We start from the raw sequence: 20,071 nt of genomic DNA, 5'->3' as shown, positions 1-20,071 counted from the left end.
CATGGTGGCCGAGACGCGTTGGGCGGCAATGGTTATTCGGTGATCCTCGACGCGGCGCTGCTGTTCGGCGACGACCCGTACCGGTATCCGAAACACCTGCCCAAGGTCAACGCCACCGGCGGGCCGGGCGGAAAGCCGAGCTGTGGCTCGCTGCCCGACCCCAGCGCCAACTTCCCGGTGCGGGCGCTGGTCACCGATACCGGCTGGGGGGCGGCGCCGAACGAGATCCGCACCAACGTGGCCGCGGGTAATCCCTGGTGGGCCAACTGGTTCCCGACCACCAAGAACCCTTCGGAAGGGCCTCGCTACTTCTGGCGCGGGGGGCAGCCGCCGCCATGAGAAGGAAACTATCCAGCATCATCCTGCGGGTCGGCAGCTTCACGGCGATCTGCTTGCTGTTCACCTTTGCGCTGGTCGCGGTGTTCGGGCAGTTGCGGTTCGAGGACCGCACCGGCTATCGCGCCATCTTCACCAACATCTCCGGCCTCAAGTCGGGCAACTTCGTGCGGATCGCCGGGGTGGAAGTCGGCAAGGTCGGGGACCTGAGCCTGCACCGTGACGGCACCGTCACCGTCGACTTCGAGGTGGACAAAGGCGTTCGGCTCAGCGAGGGCACCAAGGCCGTCGTGCGTTACGAAAACCTGATCGGTGACCGCTATCTCGCGCTCGAGGAGGGTCCGGGGCCACCACGCCGGCTGCCGCCGGGGGCGACCATCCCGCTGGCCCGGACGTCGCCCGCGCTCGACATCGACGCGTTGATCGGCGGTTTCCGTCCGTTGTTCCGCGCCCTGGACCCCGATCAGGTCAACGCCCTGTCCGGTCAACTGCTGCGAATCTTTCAGGGGCAGGGCGGGACGCTGGCGTCGGTGCTGTCACAAACCTCGATACTGACCTCCACCCTGGCGGGGCGCAGCGAGCTGATCGGCCAGCTGATCACCAACCTGAACACGGTGCTGCACACCTTCGCCACCCGCGATCGCGAGTTTTCCGACGGCGTGGACAAGCTGGCCCAGCTGGTGGACGGGCTGGCCCAGCGCAGGAACGACATCTCCACCGGCCTCGCCTACATCAATGCGGCCGCGGGTTCGATCACCGATCTGCTCGCCCAGTCCCGCCAGCCGATCAAAGACGTTGTCCACGAGACGGATCGCGTGTCGGGGCAGGTGCTTTCCGACAAGGAATACGTCGACAAACTGCTCAAGGATCTCCCGGACATCTACCAGGTGCTCGCCCGGCAGGGCCTCAACGGTGACTACTTCGGTTTCTACTTCTGCGAGGTATTGCTCAAGCTGAACGGTAAGGGGGGCAACCCGATCTTCGTCAAGCTGTTGGGCCAGCCCAGCGGGCGGTGCACGCCGCAATGAGGCTGAAAATTCCCAAGGTCAAATCCGGCGACCAGCGAAACCCTTTCGTGCTGGGCGTGATGGGAACCGTCATCCTGGCATGCGTGACCATCGTCGCCTTCCAGTACAACAAGCTGCCGTTCATCAAGAACACCGACGACTATGCGGCCTACTTCTCCGAGGCCGGCGGCATCAAACCCGGTAACACCGTGCGCGTTTCGGGCATGGGCGTGGGCCGGGTCTCCGACCTTCGCCTGGAGGGCACCAAGGTCCGGGTGGGTTTCACCGTGCACAAGGGCGTCGAATTGGGCGACCGCACCGAGGCGGCGATCAAGACCGAAACCATACTGGGCGCCAAGATGCTCGAGCTGACGCCGCGCGGCGCCGGGAAGTTGTCGGGCACCATTCCGTTGGAGCGCACCACCTCGCCGTATGAGCTGCCCGACGCCCTTGGCGATCTGACGACAACCATCAGCGGCCTGGACACCGCCCAATTGTCCACGGCGCTGAGCACATTGGCGAACACCCTCAAGGCGACACCGGCCAACCTCAGGCCCGCTTTGGAGGGCGTCGCGCGGTTCTCCGACACCCTCAACGGTCGCGACGCGCAGCTACGCAGCCTGCTGGGCAACGCCAACAAGGTGTCGACGGTGCTGGGCAAGCGCAGCCAGCAGATCGCCGGACTGGTGGCGAATTCCAACGCGCTGCTGGCGGCCCTGCTGGATGAACGAGATTCGCTGGACGCGTTGATGAACAACCTGACCGCGGTGTCGCATCAGATCTCGGGGCTGGTCAACGACAACAGGACCCAACTCAAACCCGCCCTGGACAAGCTCAACGGCGTACTGGAGATCCTGGACAACCGCAAGGAAGACATCCAGAAGACGCTGCCCAAGTTCAAACGCTATGCGATGTCCTTTGGCGAATGCCTGGGTTCGGGACCGTTTTTCAAGGCCTACGTCGCCAACCTGGTGCCCGGCCAGATCGGCGGCCCGGTGCTCGATGCGGACATGTACGACCGATTCCTGGACCCCAACCAGAAGCTGCCGTCGGAGGTGGTGGACCCGCCCACGGGCACCCCGCCGGTGCCGCCGGAGAACGCGCCGGTGCCGCTGTGGTCGCAGCCACCGTCGCCCCCGCCGTCCACCCCGCCCATCCGGACTATTCCGCCGCCCTCGCCCCACGATTTCGATTCGCCATGAACATCAGTCGGGGCACCCTACAGAAGGCAACCGCCACCACCCTGATCCTGACGCTGGTCGTGGCGTCGTTCGTGGTCGGCAACAAGCTGTGGAAAGACGTCGAAAAGAATACGTACTCGGCGTATTTCACCGAGGCCAACGGTCTGTTCGTGGGCGACGAGATTCGCATCCTCGGCGTCGCCGTCGGCGTGGTCGATAAGATCGAGCCCCAGCCCGGCAGTTCCAAGGTGACGTTCTCGGTCGACAAGCAGTATTCGATCCCCGCGGATGCTCGCGCCGCGATCCTGTCGCCATCGCTGGTGACGTCGCGGGCTGTCCAGCTCGTCCCGGCGTACTCCGGCGGCCAGAAGCTGAGCGCCGGCGCCTCGATTCCCCTGAGCCGCACCGCGGTTCCCGTCGAATGGGATGACTTCCGCAAGCAGCTGGAGAAGCTCACCGACGCCCTGCAGCCCACCAGCCCGGGCGGAGTCAACTCCGTCGGCGAGTTCATCGACTCGGCGGCGGACAACGTGCGGGGCCAGGGGGACACCGCCCGCGACACCGTGCTCAAGCTTTCCGAGGCGATCTCGGCGCTCGGCGATCACGCCGACGACATCTTCAGCACGGTGCGTAACCTGCAACTGCTGGTGTCCGCGCTGTACTCGAGCAGCGATCTGCTGGCCTCGTTCAACCAGAACCTGGCCGGCGTGACGACGCTGCTGTCCAACACCCCCAACGAAGTCGGCAACGCGTTGAAGTCGCTGGACGGCGCGCTCACGGACGTGCGTGATTTTCTGGCCGAGAACCGCGAAGCGGCGGGCGTCACCTTCGACCGATTGGGCTCCATCACCACGGCGCTCAATGACAGCCGCGGCGATATCAAGCAGATCCTGCACATCGCCCCGACGGTGTTTCAGAACTTCTTGAACATCTACCAGCCGGCCCAGAGCGCGATGACCGGCATCCTGGCCCTGAACAACTTCGCCGACATCCCGCAGTTCATCTGCAGCTCGATCGAGGCGGCGTCGCGGGCGCGCCTGGCGCGGGTGTCGAAGCTGTGCCTGCAGTACCTCAACCCGATCATCAAAAACCGTATCTACAACTACATTCCGGCGGGAATCAACCCGTTCGTCGGGACGCAGGCGCGGCCCAGCGAGATCACCTACAGCGAGGACTGGCTGCGGCCCGGGTACACGCCGCCGCCCCCGCCTGAGGCGCCCGCGCCGCCGGATGGCGCACCCGAGCAGCCGGCGCCGGCCGACCAGCCGCCGCCGACCGAGGCCCCGCCCGCGCCGCCGTCGAACACGACCAGTTCGATCGAGGTGCTACAGAACCTGATGCTGCCGACGGGGCCCTCATGAGGCGCGCTGGGGCCGCGGTCCTGGGGCTGATATGCGTGGTCACCCTGTCGGCGTGTGGTTGGCGCGGCCTGAACTCCTTCAGGCTGCCCGGTACCGCCGGCGGGGGGCCGGGCTCGTACACGATCCAGGCGCAGATGCCCGATGTGGTCACCATCCAGGAGAACACCCGGGTCCGGGTGGACGACGTGAACGTCGGCAACGTCACCAAGATCGAGCTGCAGGATTGGCATGCCCTGGTCACCATGCGGATCAATGGCGACGTGCACCTGCCGGCCAATTCGACCGCGAAGCTCGGGCAGACCAGCCTGCTCGGTTCGATGCATATCGAACTCGCGCCGCCCAAAGGTGAAGCGCCGGTAGGCCAACTCAAGGCCGGGTCGGTCATCCCGTTGTCGCGCGCGAGCCTGTATCCCACCACCGAGCAGACGCTGGCGTCGGTGTCGATCCTGTTGAACGGTGGGGGCATCGGCCAGCTGCAGGAAATCACGCAGGCGGTCGCCAGGGCGTTCGCCGGCCGCGAGAACGACATGCGCAGCCTGCTCAACCAGATCGATGAGTTCATCGCGCGCACCAATGATCAGACCGACGACATCATCTCCGCCGCAGAGAATCTCAACTCTCTGGTCGGCCAGGTTGCCGCGAATGACACGGTCGTGGACAAGGCCTTGACGTCGGTGCCCAAGGCGCTGGACGTTCTGGCCAAGGAGCGCACCAAGATCGCCGACACGATCGATCAGGTCGGCAAATTCAGCGCGATCGCCGCCGACACCATCCACCAGAGCAAGGAATCGCTGGTGAACAACCTGCGCAATATCGCGCCGGTGCTGCGCTCGCTCGCCGATGCCGGCCCCTCCCTCACTAAGGGTCTGGACGGCCTGGCGACCTACCCGTGGCCGGCATCCACCGTGCGGAACTGGTTCCGCGGCGACTACGCCAACCTCACCCTGATCGTCGATCTGACGTTGAGCCGCATCGACCAAGGGTTGTTCACCGGCTCGCGCTGGGAAGGCAACCTCACCCAGCTCGAACTGCAGTGGGGTCGCACCATCGGCATGCAGCCGAGCCCGGTCACCGGGGGTAACCCGCTGACCTATCCGTACCATTTCGGGGGATACTGAATGCTTCGGTTGAATCGCCGGACGTGGATCCAGTTGTCAATCCTGACGCTGGTGACCGTCGTCTCCTGTGGCGCAATGGCATTCAACTTCATGAAGCTACCCGCCACGTTGTTCGGGATCGGGGAGTACAAGGTCACCGTCGATCTGCCGCAATCGGGTGGGCTCTACGAGACGTCGGTCGTCACCTACCGCGGCACCGACGTGGGACAGGTCAAGTCGGTCGACGTCACCGCCACGGGGGTGCGCGCGGTGCTGGCCATGCGATCGGGAGTCAAGGTGCCCTCCGACGTGCAGGCGTCGGTGCACAGCCGATCCGCGATCGGCGAGCAGTACATCGAACTGACCCCCGGCAAGGACGGCGATGGTTCCCACACGTTGCGCGACGGCGACGTCATCACCGCCGGACACGTCGACGTGCCCGTCGACATCGGGCACCTGCTCGACCTGACCAACCGTGCGCTGCAAGCGATTCCACGCGACAACCTGCGCACGGTGATCGACGAGACCAATCGGGCGGTCGGCGGCCTCGGTCCGGAGTTGTCCCGCATCGTCGACGGCTCGACCGCGTTGGCCATCGCCGGGGGTCGCACCGTCGACCCGCTTGCCGCCCTCATCGACCAGTCGCCGGCGGTACTCAATTCGCAGGTGGAGACATCCGAGGCGATCGCCACGTGGGCCGGCCACACCGCGGCCATCATGGCGCAATTCAAGGCCCAGGACGCCGCGGTGCGAGACCTGTTGACACAGGGCACTTCCGGCGTCGAGGAGGGCCGCGCGATGCTGGACCGGGTGGCGCCGGCGTTGCCGGTGCTGTTCGCCAATCTGGTGAGCCTGGGCGACATCGCCGTCGTCTACCGCCATGACATCGAGCAACTCCTGGTCCTGCTCCCGCAGGGCATCGCGGCCATGGCGGCCATCATCGTGCCCAGCTCTAACACCAAGCAGGAGTACCGGGGTGCCCAGCTGGACTTCAACCTCAACCTCAACCTGCCGCCACCGTGCACCACCGGCTACCTGCCGCCGCAGCAACGCCGCTCACCGGCCAGCGTCGACGCGCCAGACCGGCCGGCCGCGGACCTGTTCTGCCGGGTGCCGCAGGACTCGGAGTTCAATGTCCGTGGGGTGCGCAACATTCCGTGCGAGAGCAAGCCGTGGAAGAGGGCGCCCACGATAGAGCTGTGTGAAAGCGACGAGGAGTACGTGCCACTCAACGACGGCTACAACTGGAAGGGCGACCCGAACGCCACCACTACCGGCCAGGGCGTGCCGCTCTACCCGCCGGGGCAGGATCCGCGGCTGCCACCACCGCGTGGCACCGCCGCGGCGCCGCCCCCGCCGCCCGCCGTCGCGACCTATGACCCGGCCACCGGCGACTACATCGGGCCAGACGGCCGCCGCTATACCCAATCGGACCTGGCCCACCCGCGTGCCAAGAACTGGCAACAACTACTTGTCCCGCAACCCTGACAGTTTTAAGGAGCACCATGGCGGACAAACCCGAAATCCGTACGACGGAGGAAATCGTCGATGAGCCAACGGCAATCGACGTCGCCGAGGACGTCGACGCCGCCGAAACCGAGCAGGCTGAAAAGCTGCACGCCGAAGACGCCGACGGTGATGAGAGTCCGGCCGCGGGCCGGCTCGCGCGGTGGCGCGAGCGTCTCCAGCGGCGGCGGCTGTCGCGCGTCGGGACGGCGTTGGTGGCCAGCGCCGTCATCGTGGCCGCACTGGCCGGCCTGAGTGGTTGGCTCGGATATCGGGCCTACCAGAAGCACGAGGCGCAGGCCCGGCAGAACCTGTACGTTGCGACGGCCCGGCAGGGCGCGGTGAACCTCACCACGATCAACTACACCCAGGTCGACGCCGACGTGCAGCGCATCCTCGACCTGGCCACCGGCGCATTCCGCGACGACTTCGAACAGCGGGCCAAGCCGTTCGAGGAGGTCGTCAAGGCCGCACAGTCGAAATCGGAAGGGACGGTCACCGATGCCGGACTGGAATCCCAGCGCGGCGACTCCGCCCAGGTGCTGGTGGCGGTCGCGGTGAAGTCGCGCACCGCCGGCGGTGAAGAGGCGCCCCGGGAATGGCGCATGCGCATCGAGGTCCGATCGGTCGGCGATGACGCCAAGGTCTCCAATGTGGTGTTCGTGCCATGACGACACTGAACGAGGACGTGAAAGTCGATACGGCCGACGAGGAACTGGACCCGGCAACCAAAGACGCACACCAGGAATCGGAGGTCACCGAGCCGCAAGAACCGTCCACCGAGGCGCAACCGAAGGCCGAGCGGACCAGGCGGCGCATCGGGTGGCCGCAGGCGTTCGCCTACGGCGTATTGCCCGGCCTCGCGTTGGTGTTGGCGCTCGGCGCGGGCTACCTCAAGTGGTCGGCCGGGGCGGCCGATGATCTTGCCCGGGCCCGGACCGAATCGGTGCAGGCCGCCCGCGAAGACGCCATCGCGTTGTTGTCCTATCACGCCGACACGGTGGACAAGGACCTCGCCGCGGCGCGCGAACGGCTGACCGGTGAGTTCAAGGACGCCTACGGCGAGCTGACGCGTCAGGTCGTCGTTCCCGGTGCGAAGGAGAAGCACATCTCGTCGGTCGCCAAAGTCAATGCGGCGGCGTCGGTTTCGGCATCTGAAACCCATGCCGTGGCGCTGGTGTATGTCGACCAGACCGTGACCATCGGTGCGGGCGCTCCCACCGACACCCAGCCCGTTGTGCGGATGACCCTGGACAAGGTCAACGGCCGATGGCTGGTTTCGCGCTTCGACCCGGTGTGACCCGAGGAATTGTGATGGAAGTATCGGTACGCCGTTGCGCCCGGGTGCTGCCCGTCGGCGTGGTGCTGTTGGGGACAGCCACTGTGGCGGCCCCGGCCGCGCACGCCGACAACAAGCGGCTCAACAGCGCGGTGGTGTCGGCCGTCTACACAATGCAGCACCAGGCGGGCTGCACCAACGACGTCGTCAGGAACAACGCCCTCACGCTGGCCGCCGAATGGCACGCCGATGACATGATCAACAACCGAAACATCAACGGCGACATAGGCTCGGACGGTTCCACGCCGCAGGACCGCGTCAACGCCGCCGGCTTCCGCGGCCGGGCAGCCGAGACCGTGGCGATCAACCCGGCCATCGCGATCAGCAGCCTGGAACTGGTCAACCAGTGGTATTACAACCCGGACGATATGGCGATCATCCGCGACTGCGCCAACAACACCATCGGGGTGTGGTCGGACAACAGCATGGACCGCACCGTGGTGGTGGCGGTGTACGGGCAGCCCGACCCGCCTAAGCGGTAGGCCTCAGCGTCTAGCGCGCGGCGGTATTGAGCGCCGACAAAACCGTTTCGGGATCGGTTGTGGCGCCGCGGTTGTAGGGCAGCTTCGACAGGGCCGTGGCCATCGCGCACGTATTGGTCAGCGCGGCGAAAGTCAGCCCGCCACCGATCGCGGCCGCCACCCATTTCAGGCGGGGGAGCGCGACACTGCCCAGCACGGACGACAACACGACCGACCCGGCGACGAGGCGCACCTGCCGTTCCAGATCCCACCGCTGGGCGCCGCGGTCGACGGCGAAGCCTTGCCCCTCCCAGTCGACGATTCCGTTCTCGAGGACGCGCCCGCCGGTCAAACCGGCGTTCCGCAACAGCGTTTGGGCTTTGGTGGAGCGTTGTCCCGACCGGCATACCAGGACGACCTCGTCGTCCCCGTCCAAGAGCTGGGCGACCTCACGGGTGTGTTCGTCCAGTACGTCCAGGGGCACGTTGTAGGACCCGGAGATGTGGGACGTTTCGAACTCCGCGGGTGTCCGCACGTCGACGATGCGTGGGGCGGGCGAAGACTCGAGTTGCTTGCGTAGCTCGGCCGAAGTGATGGCGTCGGCGGTCGGTGCGCTCATGTGATTCCTCCCGTGGTGGGCTCCTCAATTGGTCACTACCCGCTATCGCGGTGCTAGCCTGCCTTTTCGATCACGTTGAACCTGAGGTGATGTCGAGCTTTTCCGCGTTGTCGTAGTCGTCGTCGATCAGCACGACGCGGCGTTGATGTCGATCGAGCAGCGCCGCGGCGATCGACGCCCGGTAGCCGCTGGCGCAGTGGATCCATAGTTCGCGGTCCTGGGGAAGTTCGCTGAGGCGTTCCGGTAGCTCGTGCACCGCAATGTTGACCGCATCGCGCACGTGGCCGCTGTCGAATTCGTGTGGCTGGCGAACGTCGACGACGGTGACCGCGTCGTCATCGAGCACATCGACGAGGTCCTTGAAGGACGCGACCCGGTAGCTGCGCAGCGGCGTGCCGTCGGCCAGCGCGCGTATATCGCCGGTGGCACTGCCGGTGAGGCGATCGACGCCGATGCGGGCGAGTTCGCGCTGAGCGTCGGCGATTTGCTGGGCATCCTCACCGATCAACGTCAGTGGTGCGCCCCAGCTGTACAACCACCCGAGGTAGTTCACGAACGAGCCCGACAGCTCGAACCCATAGGTGCCGGCCAGATGCCCCGCCGCGAATGCCGTGCGGTTGCGCAGGTCGACCACCCACTCGCCGGCGTCGATGCGGTGGCGAAGTTGGTGTGCGTCAACCGGTTCGGGCGGCGACAGGTCCGCCGCTTCGGGGCCCGCTCTGTTGATGACGCCCATGTGTGCGTAGTAGGCGGGAAACGCCGAAAGTCCTTCCAGCAGCTCGTCGACGTATTGCTGTTCGTCCTGGGTCAGCGCCGGGTTGCTGCGGCGTTGTTCGCCGATGGTGGAGGCGTCACCGTCGGGTGGCGTGGCCGAACAGAAGCTGCCGAATCCGTGGGTGGGATAGATCGCGGTTTCCGAAGGCAGCTCATCGGCGAGGCGCCGGACCGAATGATATTGCAGCCGGGCCAGTTCCTCGGTGTGGTCGTCGCCGACCAGGTCTGTCCTGCCAGTGCTGCCGAACAGCAGCGATCCGCCCGTGAAGACGCCGACGGCCTCGCCGGAATCGTCACGCAGCACGTAGCTGACGTGATGGTGGGTGTGTCCGGGTGTGAGCAGCACTTCCACATGAATTTCGCCGGTGTCGATCCGGTCGCCGTCCCCGACCGCGTGGCGGTCGAAGTCGACGTCTTCGCCTGCGGGAACGACGTATTGGGCGCCGGTCGCTTGGGCCAGTGCCAGCCCGCCGGTCACGTAGTCGTTGTGGATGTGGGTCTCCAGCACGTGGGTGATGCGCAGGTCTCCCGTCAGCTCGAGCACCCGGTCGATGTCTCGTTGCGGATCGACGGCGACGGCGACCGTGCCGTCGCTGATGAGATAGCTGCGGTCGCCCAGACCTGAGGTCTCGATGATCGTCACGTCCACCATCGTTTTCTAGTACCCCGAAAGCGGATTGGCGGCGCAAGTCGAGCCGGCGTTGGCCGCGGCCGGAACACGTGTGAAACCCGCGCTCACCACCTCAATGGGCGGTTTGGCGCAGCTCAGCGCGGGCAATCCGTTCGGTCGCCGAAGCATCGCAGCGTTTCAACCACGGTGATTTTTGCGCTGGCCCGCTCCGCACACCCGTCGGGTGTGTCGCTAACCGCCGGTGAGGGATTCGTCGGCCATGTCGCAGACGCACACGTACCCGCCGTGGCGCCACGGACCGAACTGGGTACCGCGCCTGCGCAGCAGATGCTGCGCGTAGACCTTGTCGCGTTGATCCCGCGAGAACGCGAAGTCGAGATTGATGGGCAGGCCCGCCCAATCGACCTGGTCACTGGCGGGTTCGTCGCCGTACCTGAGCCGGCACTGCAGCGGGCAGCCGTTCTTGATGACCCGATCAGGTCCATCACACTCCCGAGCCACGATGACGTCACTCCTTCAGGCGCGCGACCTTACGAGTGCATCGTGCGACGCCGAAGTTTCGGCGGTAGGCGTGCGATGTTTCCGCTGTGTTACGGGTGGCGGATCGGCGTCAGTAGACGTCGCGGTGGTAGCGCTTGTCGGCGCTCAGCGACTGGACGTAGTCCTTCGCCGCTTCCGGGTCGAGCTTGCCGAATTCGGCGGCGATCTCGCAGAGTGCCTGGTCGACGTCCTTGGCCATGGGATCCGCGGTGCCGCAGACGTAGAGCTGGGCGCCGTCCTGCAACCAGCTCCACAGCTGCGCCCCACGTTTGCGCATCAGGTGCTGCACGTAGACCTTCTGCTGCTGATCGCGGGAGAACGCCAGGTCCAACTCGGTGAGGAACCCGTCGTCACGCATCTGCTCGAGTTCGTCGCGGTAGTAGAAGTCGGTGGCGGCGTGCTGCTCGCCGAAGAACAGCCAGTTGGGGCCGGTGTGGCCGAGTGCGCGCCGTTCCTGCAGGAAGCCGCGGAACGGCGCGATCCCCGTCCCGGGCCCGATCATGATCATCGGGGTGTCCGACTCACTCGGCGGCCGGAAATTGCTGGACTGCTGCAGATACACGGCGACGCGGTCGCCGGGGGAGCGGTCGGCGAGATAGGTCGAACACACCCCACGGCGTGCGACGCCCTGGAAGTTGTAGCGCACCGGGGAGACGGTCAGGTGGACTTCGCCCGGGCACTCCTTGGGGCTCGACGAGATCGAATACAGCCGCGGCTGAAGGCGTTTGAGGACCCGCAGCCACTCGTGGGCCGACGCGGAGACGGGCAGCTTGGCCAGCAGATCGATGGACTGGCGACCCCACGTCCAATCCGCCAGTGCGCGTTTGTTTTCCGGCTTCAGCAGCTCCGCGAGTGTGGGGTCACCGGTGCGCTCCTGCACGAAGCGCACCAGATCCCGGCTGATGTGGGCGATCTCGATGCGCTCGGTGAGCGCGGAGCGCAACGACATCAGACCGTGCTCGCCGACCTCGACCGGGGTCTGCCCGTTCAGTCCGGTGACCGACAGCCACTCGTCGACCAGCGCGTCGCTGTTGCGCGGCCACACGCCGAGCGCGTCACCGGCCTCGTAGGTCACGGATTCCTCCGGCATGTCGAAAACCAGGTGCCGCACGTCTTTCGTCGATTCCGGTCGGCTCAACACGGTGTTGCGGACCATGCCGGTGATCAGCGGATGCTTCTTGCTGTAGGCGCCGGCGGCGGGCGCGCCGGGGCGAGGCGGCGCGGCAACGGTGGACGTGCGGGCCGGCGTCGTCACACTTCCGTCCCCGCCGACCGAGGTGGGCGTCCGGGTCAGGGCCTCGATGACGTCGCCCACCCACTTCGCCGCGGTGTCGTCGTAGTCGGGTTCGCAGTCCACCCGGTCGGTGATGCGGGTGGCGCCGAGCTCGGCGAGGCGGGCGTCCAGCTTGCGGCCGTGGCCGCAGAAATCGTCGTAGTTGGAGTCGCCCAGCGCCAGCACGGCGTAGCGGAGGTTGGTGAATCGCGGTGCGCCCTCGGATGTCAGCGCTCGCCAGAGGCCGGCGCCGTTGTCGGGCGCGTCACCGTCGCCGGTGGTGCTGGTGACGAACAGCACCTCCCGCGTCGTCGTCAACTGCGCGGGCGGGAAGTCATCCATGCTGTGCAGCGCGACCGGGAGTTCCGCGGCGCCCAACCGGGCGGCGATCTCGCCGGCGAGCTCCTCGGCGTTGCCGGTCTGCGATGCCCACAGCACCACCACGGGCGCGCGCTCGGCGGCGGGCTTGGTGTCGACGGGCGTGGCGGGCGGTTGCTCGACGGCCGGCGCCGGGGCGGTCGGCGGTGCCTCGGCCAGGCCCCCCGGTCCGTCGACGCGCGAGAACAATCCGGCCAGAAGGCCGTCCACCCACAGCCGGGTGCCGGCATCGAACGGCGCGCTCGGCGGCAGGGTAGGCACACCGGCGGTGCGGCGACCGGCGTCAGAGCGAAGCCCGGAGAGCATGCCGGCCAGATACGAGCGGCCGAGCTCGTCGAATTCCGGCTTGGCTTGCGTTGTCACACCCAGCAATTCGCCGAGGGCGTCGACTTGTGACACGCTGATTTCTCGTACCTCCGTGGGTGCGGATGCTGGTGTGTCGGGGACCGCCGGCATCTCGGTTCCGGAATCGGGTTGCGCGACGGCGACCTTCGTCAGCGTGACCGCGCACGCCTTGAATTCCGGTTGGCTCGAGATGGGATCGACGGCGTCGTTGGTGACGGCGTTGATGGACAGGTATTCGCCGAAGGCGTCGTTCCAGTGGAACGGCGCGAAGCAGTTGCCGGGCCGCACCCGGTCACTGACGACGGCGGGCAGCACGGCGCGGCCGCGCCGGGACGCGATCTCGATCTGATCGTCGTCGGCGATGTGCAGGCGGGCGGCGTCGTCCGGGTGGATCTCGACGAACGGCCCTGGATTGAGTTTGTTGAGTTTGGCGACCTTGCCGGTCTTGGTCATGGTGTGCCATTGGTGAGGCAGGCGACCGGTGTTCAGCAGGAACGGGTAGTCGTCGTCGGGCATTTCGTCGGGCGGCAGGTGCGGGCGGGCGAAGAACACCGCCCGGCCCGTCGGCGTCGGGAAGGCCAACCGGGGCACGCTGCCGTCCTCGCGGACCAGCCGCGTCTGGCTGACGCCGTCATTGAGGTAGCGGATCGGGTTGCGGTCGCCCCCGCCCTGCGGAGCGCACGGCCACTGCAGCGGGCTCTGACGCAACCGCTCATAGCTGACACCGCGCAGGTCGTACCCGGTCTTCGGGTTGGAGAACCGCTTGATTTCTTCGAAGACTTCCTCGGCGCAGGTGTAACTGAACGCCTCCGAAAAGCCCATCTCGCAGGCGATCCGGGCGATGATCTGCCAGTCCGGCAGCGCGTGGCCCGGCGCCTGGACCGCCGGCTGGAACAGCGTCATGTTGCGCTCGGAATTGACCATGACCCCTTCGGACTCCGTCCACAGGGTCGCCGGCAACAGCACATCGGCGTATTCGGTGGTCTCGGTCTCCAGGAACGCGTCCTGGGCCACCACCAACTCGGCGCGTTCCAGTCCGGCCAGCACCGTCTTACGATTGGCAACGGAGGCAACGGGATTCGTGCAGATGATCCAGCAGGCCTTGATCTGCCCGTCGGCCATCCGGGAGAACATGTCGATGGTGCCGCCGCCGACCTCGGTGCGCAGCGTTCCGCGGGGAAGGCCCCAAAGGTTTTCGACGGACTCACGATCCTCGTCCGATAGCACCGAACGCTGACCGGGCAAACCCGGCCCCATGTAACCCATCTCGCGACCGCCCATGGCGTTGGGCTGGCCGGTGAGGGAGAAGGGGCCGCTGCCCGGCTTGCAGATCGCGCCGGTGGCCAGGTGCAGGTTGCAGATGGCGTTGGTGTTCCAGGTGCCATGGGTGCTCTGGTTGAGGCCCATGGTCCAGCAGCTCATGAAATTGTCGGCCTCGCCGATCATCTGAGCCGCTTTGCGGATGTCCGCTTCCGGGATGCCGGTCACGGCGCTGACCATGTCGGGCGTGTACTGCTCCAGGAAGCCGGGCATCACCTCCCAGCCCTCGGTGAATTCGGCGATGAAATCGGGGTCCGTGTGGCCGTTCTCGACGATCAGGTGCAGTAGCCCGTTGAGCAGCGCCAGATCCGATCCCGGCGTGATCTGTAGGTACAGATCGGCCTTCTCGGCGGTCGCGGTGCGGCGCGGGTCGACGACGATCAGCTTCGCGCCCGCCTTGACCCGGTCCATCATCCGCAAGAACAGGATGGGATGGCAGTCGGCCATGTTCGCGCCGATGACGAAGAAGACGTCGGCACGGTCGAAGTCCTGGTATGACCCGGGTGGTCCGTCCGCGCCGAGCGAGAGTTTGTAACCGGAACCGGCGCTGGCCATGCACAGTCGCGAGTTCGACTCGATCTGGTTGGTGCCGATGAAGCCCTTGGTGAGCTTGTTCGCCAGGTACTGCGCCTCGATGGACATCTGGCCGGACACGTACATCGCGAAGGCGTCCGGACCGTGTTCGTCGATGATCGCGCGTAACCGGTTCGCACACTGGGTGATCGCCCGATCCATGTCGACGGGCTCGAGTGGCTCACCGCGGTCGGCCCGCACATGGGCCGAGTCCATCCGGCCCGGCGCGCCGAGCATGTCCGCGGTGGTGGCGCCCTTGGTGCACAACCGGCCGAAGTTGGCCGGATGTGCTTTGCTCCCAACCGACTTGGCGACGTGATCGCGGCCCGTTTTCGGGTCCGTTGTGACCTGCAACACCATCCCGCATCCGACGCCGCAGTAAGCGCACATGGTGTTCACGGCGTTCTCAGGCGCCATGGACTCCCTGGTCACGCTTACGTCCCTTCGGTTCGAGTGCGCACGAGTTAGCTCTGTCTCGGGTGAGTTCATTGTGGGGCAGGCATGTTTCGGCATCGCTGCCCGAAATTTCCCCCGGTTTACTTCTTCCTCTCAGCGGCTGGCGCGCCGATGTGAAATCGCCGGGGAATTCGCGGCCGTGGAAGGCGTTACCGCAGGTCACCGTTGACCGGCCGTCCCGCTTGAGGTTACGCAGGACTGCCCGCGAAACGCTTCTCAGAAGGGGGTTTTTGACCAAACCGATGGGACATTCACAGTCTTCGCTAAGCTCACCGCGTGCGTCGGCTCATCGTGATCTGCCTGGTTTTGCTGGCCTCCGGCTGCGGCTGGAAGCCGACCGCGCCGCCCCAGGCCCGGCCCGACACCTGCAAGGACTCCGACGGGCCGACGGCCGACACGGTGCACCAGGCGATCACCGCCGTTCCCATCGCCATCCCCGGCACCATCTGGGTCGAGATGGGCCGCGGGCACACCCGAAACTGCCGGTTGTATTGGGTGCAGATCATCCCGACGATCGCCAGCGAATCCAGCCCGCAGCAACTGCTCTTCTTCGACCACAACAGGCCGCTGGGTAGCCCCACCCCGAACCCAAAGCCGTACACGACGGTGCTACCGCCCTCGGATGACACCGTCACCGTTCAATACCAGTGGCAGAAAGGAAATGACCAGCTGTGCTGTCCGACCGGGATCGGAACGGTCAAGTTCCGGATCGGCCCGGACGGCAAGTTGCAAACGCTGGGCAAGGTTCCGAATCAATAGCGTTTGCCGCCAATGACTTTCCCGTCCCTGCCGACGTCGCGGCGGCCGGTGATCGGCGGTCGGCCGCTTAGCTGGTGAGGGCCTCTTCCAGGTTCTCCGGGTGCAGCATCTCGACATAACGCAGCCGCTCCGGGATGCCGAACCCGTCGACCAGCGTCTCGGCGTGCGGGCGCAGCGCGCGGCACCGGTCGTTGATACCCCGGGTGACCGCCTTCGCGCGTTCGGTGGACAGGTAGCGGTGCTCGATGTACCACGCCTTGTCATCCTCGATGACCGACAGTGCGTACAGGTCGCACAGGATGCCGAGTATTTCGCGGGCCTTCTCGTCGGGGCACGCGTCGATTCCGGCGACAAACGCCTCCAAGATGACCCGGTCGATGTGCGCGCTGGCCGCGTGCAACACGTGATCCTGCACGGAGTTGAATGCGTCGAAGGCCGACATCTCTTTGGATTTGGCCTGCAGCCGGCGGGCCACCGATGCCAGCAGATACTCCTCGCGGTCCTCGAACATCGTGATCTGCGTGCCGCGGTTGAACAGGCTGCCCTCTTCCTCGCTGTCTTGGCGGGCGTCCACGATGGTTTGGATGATCGCCTCTGCCGCAGTGCGTTTGACGACGCGTTCACCCACCGTGCTGGCCGCGAAGCGCACCCATTCGACCGGACTCATGCTCTTGATGTCGTCGGCGTAGGCCGTGAGCAGTTCCTTGGCCACCAATTGGGTCAGCACGTGGTTATCGCCCTCGAAGGTGGTGAAAACGTCTGTGTCGCCGCGCAGCCCGATCAGTCTGTTCTCGGCCATGTAGCCCGCGCCGCCACACGCTTCGCGGGCCTCCTGGATGGCCCGGCTCGCATGCCAGGTATTGGCCGCCTTCAGGCCGGCGGCGCGCGCTTCGAGTTCGCGTTGCTCGTCGGCGTCGGGTGCGTCGGCGCTCTGCACGTCATGACATTTGCCGACCAGTTCGTTCTGCGCGAACTGCAACGCGTACGACTTGGCGATCAACGGAAACAGTCGCCGCTGATGCACCAGATAGTCCATGATCAGCACTTCGGAGCCGTCGTCGGGTGCGGTGAACTGCCTGCGCTGCAAGGCATATCGGGTGGCGATGTCCAGGGCCACCCGGCCGGCGGCGCCGGCGCTGCCACCGACGGTGATCCGGCCGCGGACCAGGGTGCCCAGCATGGTGAAGAAGCGGCGATTCGGGTTGTCGATCGGCGAACTGTAGGTGCCGTCGGCCGCGACGTCGCCGTACTTGTTCAACAGGTTGACCCGCGGGACCCGGACATGGTCGAACACGATGCGCCCGTTGTCGACACCGGGCAGTCCGCCCTTGTATTCGCAGTCCGAGGTGGTGATGCCCGGCAGATCGTTGCCGTCCTCGTCGCGGATCGGAACCAGCACGCAGTGCACGCCGTGATTGACCGGCTTCCCGTCCTCGTGGGTGATCAGCTGGGCGAAAACCGCCGCCATGGTTGCGGTTTCGGCGGCGCCGCCGATGTAGTCCTTACGCGCCGAGGGGGTGGGGGAGTCGATGATGAACTCCTCGGTCTCGGGGTCGTAGGTCGCGGTGGTCTCCAGCGACTGCACGTCGCTGCCATGTCCGGTCTCGGTCATGGCGAAACAGCCGCGCAACTCGAGGCTGATGATCTTGGGCACGTAGAGCTCGTGGTGGCGCTCGGTGCCCAGGTTCTCCACGGCACCGCCGAACAGGCCCCACTGCACCCCGGCCTTCACCATCAGCGACAGGTCCGACATGGCCAGCATCTCGATCATGGTGATCGCCGCCCCCACGTCACCGGTGCCGCCGTGTTCCTTGCGGAAACTGTCGGCGGCCGCGCCGAACGCCGCCATGATCCGCATCTGCTCCGCCACCTTGGTGCGGGCGATCACGGTGTTCGGCGTGTAGTGCGGCCGGAACAGGTCCTCGGTGAGCGTGGCCCGCATCCGGTTTCTCACATCACGCCAACGCCCGTCCAGTGCGTTGCGCAGATAGTCGGCAGTGCTAGTCGTTTCAGGCGCCATAAGCCGACAGTAATGGGCGGTTCCCGTCGCGGCGAACAACGCTGACAGTTCATGTCCCCGTCCGCATTCTCACGACGGCCGCCGACCCGCGGCACCCGGCCGCCCACCCGGCTCAGCCTTGGCGGCGAGGGGCTTCCTGCGGTTCGCGGTCGGGGGGCGGGTGGGGGCGTCCGCCCAGCGGTGAGCGCAGCCGATACAGCGTGAATCCGGCCGCGAGCATGCCGAACAGCACGAGCATCCCCATGTCGAACACCCACCAGCCGCTGTAGTGCGTCCAGGTCACGGCGTCGGCCGCCAGCGAATCGACCCTGCGCAGGTTCGTGGTGGACGCCGTGGCCGCGAAGCCCCACTGGGCCGGGACGAACCAGCTGATCTGCTGCAGGCCCCACCTGCTCACCAGCTGCACCAGGCTCCCGTTGAACAGCGCCGCCGCCAGGATCACCGGCACTACCAGCGGCAGGACCTCGCGCGGCGCCTTGCCCAGCGACGACAACGCCAGGCCCAGGACCGCCGACACGATCGCGGTGACGGCCACGCCCACGTAGAGCTCGACCGTGGCGTTGTGCAGCAGGACGGCGCTGCGTCCCGGTCCCCCCTTGACCGCGATCACGATCGCGAACATGACGGCCGTCCAGAGGGCCGCGGCCAGGCCGTACACGGTGATCTTGGCGGTGAGGTACGCCGGTGCCGTCAGGCCGACCTCCTGCTCGCGCCGGAAGACGCGGTGTTCGCCCACCAGCGCGCGGATGGTCAGCGCCGTGCCGATGATCACCGCCGCGACGTTGAAGGCGGCCAGGAGCTCGATGGCCTCGTGCGGGTTGGTGCTGTCCGCGCCGGGCCTGGCCAGTCCCGAATCACCCGGAATCAGCAGCGTCAGCCCGGCCAGGACGAACGGCAGGACCGCCAGGAACGCGAAGTAGCTGCGGTCGCCGAGGAGCAGGCGAACCTCGCGCCGGGCCAGCAACCGGATCTGCCGAGCCCTGGGCGGCGCGGGCGGCGGCGGCCACGGTGCCGCGACTTCCGGCGCAGTGGTCGGCGCCGACGTGGGCGCTCGGGTGCGAAACGCGCGGTGGGCTCCCTCGGGATCGGCGCCGACCTGCGCGAGCACCCTGTTCCAGTCGGAGGTGCCCAGCGCGGATTCCACCTGCAGGGGCGTCCCCAGGTAAGCCACCTGGCCCGTGCCGGTCAGCACCAACACCTGGTCGCAGACGTTGACGTCGGTGAGCGACGTGAGCGCCGAGATCGCGACCACCACGGCGCAGCCGATATCGGCCTGGCGCCGCAGGACCGCCATGACGTGGCGCTGTTGCGCCGCGTCCAGTCCGGCGGTGGGCTCGTCCACCACGAGCAGGCTGGGCCGGGTGACGAGCTCGACGGCCAGGTCCGCGCACCGGCGCACCTCGGCGGGGAGTTTGCGGATTCGGGTGTCGCGGTGGGCTGTCAGCTCGAGCTCGTCGAGGACCTGGCTGACCACGCGGTCGCGCTGCTCGGGCAAGGTGTCCGGCGGCAGCCGCAGCTCGGCGGCGTATTCGAGGACCTGCGCGACGGTGAGCTGGCGGTGCAGGCGGTTGTCGCGCGGGACCACCCCGATTCGGGGCCGCATGACCTCCGGTTCGGCGTGCACATCGTGTCCATCCACCGTGACGCGCCCCGCGCTGGGCGTTCGGGCGCCGGCCAGCAGCGCCAGCAGCGCGGCATTACGCGCGGCCGACGGTCCGATGACCGCCGTCATGGTGCCGGGGCGGACCGTGAACGAAATGCCGGACAGCGTCTCGTGCCCGTCGACGGTCAGGCCCAGCCGGTAGGCGGTCGCCCCGGTGGTGCGCGACGCGGTCTGCAGCGGCAGGCGATAGGTGGCGTCGGGTTGCTCGGTGCGGAACGAGGGGCGCTGGGCACGCAGCTTGCTGGTCACCATGCGCTCGATGAGGCTCGGGCCCTGCTGCCGCTCCTCTCCCAACGGGATCGGTGGCCGACCCCGCCGCCGCGATCGAACCGCAATTGGCGCTGCTCGACTCCGCGGACCGTCAGGAGCTGATGCAAGCGGTGGAGGTGTTGCGCAGGCTGCTCGACAACGCGTCGCTGGAAGCCTCCCTGG

General features: G+C 66.8%; 16 protein-coding genes and 1 pseudogene. 11 read left to right on the top strand and 6 right to left on the bottom strand.

Going from position 1 to position 20,071, the window contains the following annotated elements; translation table 11 throughout:
• From A9W96_RS06010 to A9W96_RS05970, 9 genes are all read left to right on the top strand, one after another.
• A partial coding sequence (locus tag A9W96_RS06010; protein ID WP_197499414.1) for an MCE family protein occupies nucleotides 1-339 on the top strand: 339 nt, incomplete at its 5' end.
• Entirely contained in the window at nucleotides 336-1,364 is a 1,029-nt protein-coding gene (locus A9W96_RS06005) for an MCE family protein (RefSeq protein WP_066867280.1), read from the top strand. The genes A9W96_RS06010 and A9W96_RS06005, both read left to right, overlap by 4 nt.
• Nucleotides 1,361-2,545 carry an MCE family protein gene (locus tag A9W96_RS06000; RefSeq protein ID WP_156749017.1) on the top strand — a complete coding sequence of 395 codons (1,185 nt, stop codon included), beginning with the start codon at nucleotides 1,361-1,363 and terminating at the stop codon, nucleotides 2,543-2,545. Before A9W96_RS06005 ends, A9W96_RS06000 begins: the two co-directional genes overlap by 4 nt.
• Complete coding sequence (locus A9W96_RS05995) at nucleotides 2,542-3,885, top strand: MCE family protein (protein ID WP_067138410.1); 1,344 nt, start codon at nucleotides 2,542-2,544, stop codon at nucleotides 3,883-3,885. The genes A9W96_RS06000 and A9W96_RS05995 overlap by 4 nt, the downstream gene beginning before the upstream one ends.
• Nucleotides 3,882-5,003, top strand: a complete 1,122-nt coding sequence (locus A9W96_RS05990; protein WP_067025735.1) for a virulence factor Mce family protein — start codon at nucleotides 3,882-3,884, stop codon at nucleotides 5,001-5,003. Before A9W96_RS05995 ends, A9W96_RS05990 begins: the two co-directional genes overlap by 4 nt.
• Nucleotides 5,004-6,470 (top strand): MCE family protein, encoded by a 1,467-nt coding sequence (locus A9W96_RS05985; RefSeq protein ID WP_067138408.1) that lies wholly within the window; start codon nucleotides 5,004-5,006, stop codon nucleotides 6,468-6,470.
• Between the two features lie 17 nt (nucleotides 6,471-6,487).
• Complete coding sequence (locus tag A9W96_RS05980) at nucleotides 6,488-7,159, top strand: Mce protein (protein ID WP_156765130.1); 672 nt, start codon at nucleotides 6,488-6,490, stop codon at nucleotides 7,157-7,159.
• Nucleotides 7,156-7,788 carry a hypothetical protein gene (locus A9W96_RS05975; protein ID WP_231999604.1) on the top strand — a complete coding sequence of 211 codons (633 nt, stop codon included), beginning with the start codon at nucleotides 7,156-7,158 and terminating at the stop codon, nucleotides 7,786-7,788. Before A9W96_RS05980 ends, A9W96_RS05975 begins: the two co-directional genes overlap by 4 nt.
• Before the next feature lie 14 nt (nucleotides 7,789-7,802).
• Nucleotides 7,803-8,309: a CAP domain-containing protein gene (locus A9W96_RS05970; RefSeq protein WP_067138406.1), complete on the top strand. Its 507-nt coding sequence runs from the start codon at nucleotides 7,803-7,805 to the stop codon at nucleotides 8,307-8,309.
• A 10-nt stretch (nucleotides 8,310-8,319) separates the two neighbouring features.
• Here the strand turns inward: A9W96_RS05970 and A9W96_RS05965 are convergent, their stop codons facing one another.
• The 4 genes from A9W96_RS05965 to A9W96_RS05950 form a co-directional block, all read right to left on the bottom strand.
• The gene (locus A9W96_RS05965; RefSeq protein ID WP_067138405.1) at nucleotides 8,320-8,907 is read right to left on the bottom strand and encodes a rhodanese-like domain-containing protein; all 588 of its coding nucleotides are present in this window, start codon (nucleotides 8,905-8,907) and stop codon (nucleotides 8,320-8,322) included.
• Nucleotides 8,908-8,977: 70 nt separating this feature from the next.
• Entirely contained in the window at nucleotides 8,978-10,330 is a 1,353-nt protein-coding gene (locus A9W96_RS05960) for a rhodanese-like domain-containing protein (protein WP_067138414.1), read from the bottom strand.
• A gap of 213 nt (nucleotides 10,331-10,543) precedes the next feature.
• A complete protein-coding gene (locus tag A9W96_RS05955) occupies nucleotides 10,544-10,780 on the bottom strand; it encodes a hypothetical protein (RefSeq protein ID WP_197498129.1) in 237 nt (78 codons plus the stop codon).
• A gap of 142 nt (nucleotides 10,781-10,922) precedes the next feature.
• On the bottom strand, nucleotides 10,923-15,158 hold the full coding sequence (locus A9W96_RS05950; RefSeq protein WP_067138403.1) for a bifunctional nitrate reductase/sulfite reductase flavoprotein subunit alpha: 4,236 nt from the start codon (nucleotides 15,156-15,158) through the stop codon (nucleotides 10,923-10,925).
• A 330-nt stretch (nucleotides 15,159-15,488) separates the two neighbouring features.
• Here A9W96_RS05950 and A9W96_RS05945 point away from each other — a divergent pair, with 330 nt between their 5' ends.
• On the top strand, nucleotides 15,489-15,956 hold the full coding sequence (locus tag A9W96_RS05945; protein ID WP_066877640.1) for an LppP/LprE family lipoprotein: 468 nt from the start codon (nucleotides 15,489-15,491) through the stop codon (nucleotides 15,954-15,956).
• A gap of 67 nt (nucleotides 15,957-16,023) precedes the next feature.
• Here A9W96_RS05945 and A9W96_RS05940 read toward each other — a convergent pair whose 3' ends face one another.
• Complete coding sequence (locus A9W96_RS05940; RefSeq protein WP_067138400.1) at nucleotides 16,024-17,976, bottom strand: acyl-CoA dehydrogenase; 1,953 nt, start codon at nucleotides 17,974-17,976, stop codon at nucleotides 16,024-16,026.
• 112 nt (nucleotides 17,977-18,088) lie between these two features.
• The gene (locus A9W96_RS05935) at nucleotides 18,089-19,891 is read right to left on the bottom strand and encodes an ABC transporter ATP-binding protein/permease (protein WP_197499413.1); all 1,803 of its coding nucleotides are present in this window, start codon (nucleotides 19,889-19,891) and stop codon (nucleotides 18,089-18,091) included.
• A gap of 53 nt (nucleotides 19,892-19,944) precedes the next feature.
• On the opposite strand from A9W96_RS05935, the pseudogene A9W96_RS05930 reads away from it, so the two are divergent.
• A pseudogene (locus A9W96_RS05930) lies at nucleotides 19,945-20,071 on the top strand (MarR family transcriptional regulator); the annotation flags it as partial.

It is taken from the genome of Mycobacterium sp. 1245852.3, from assembly GCF_001669335.1.
Lineage (GTDB): Bacteria > Actinomycetota > Actinomycetes > Mycobacteriales > Mycobacteriaceae > Mycobacterium > Mycobacterium europaeum_A.
The sequence above is the reverse complement of the archived record's forward strand: the minus strand, read 5'-3'. Positions and strand labels throughout refer to the sequence as shown.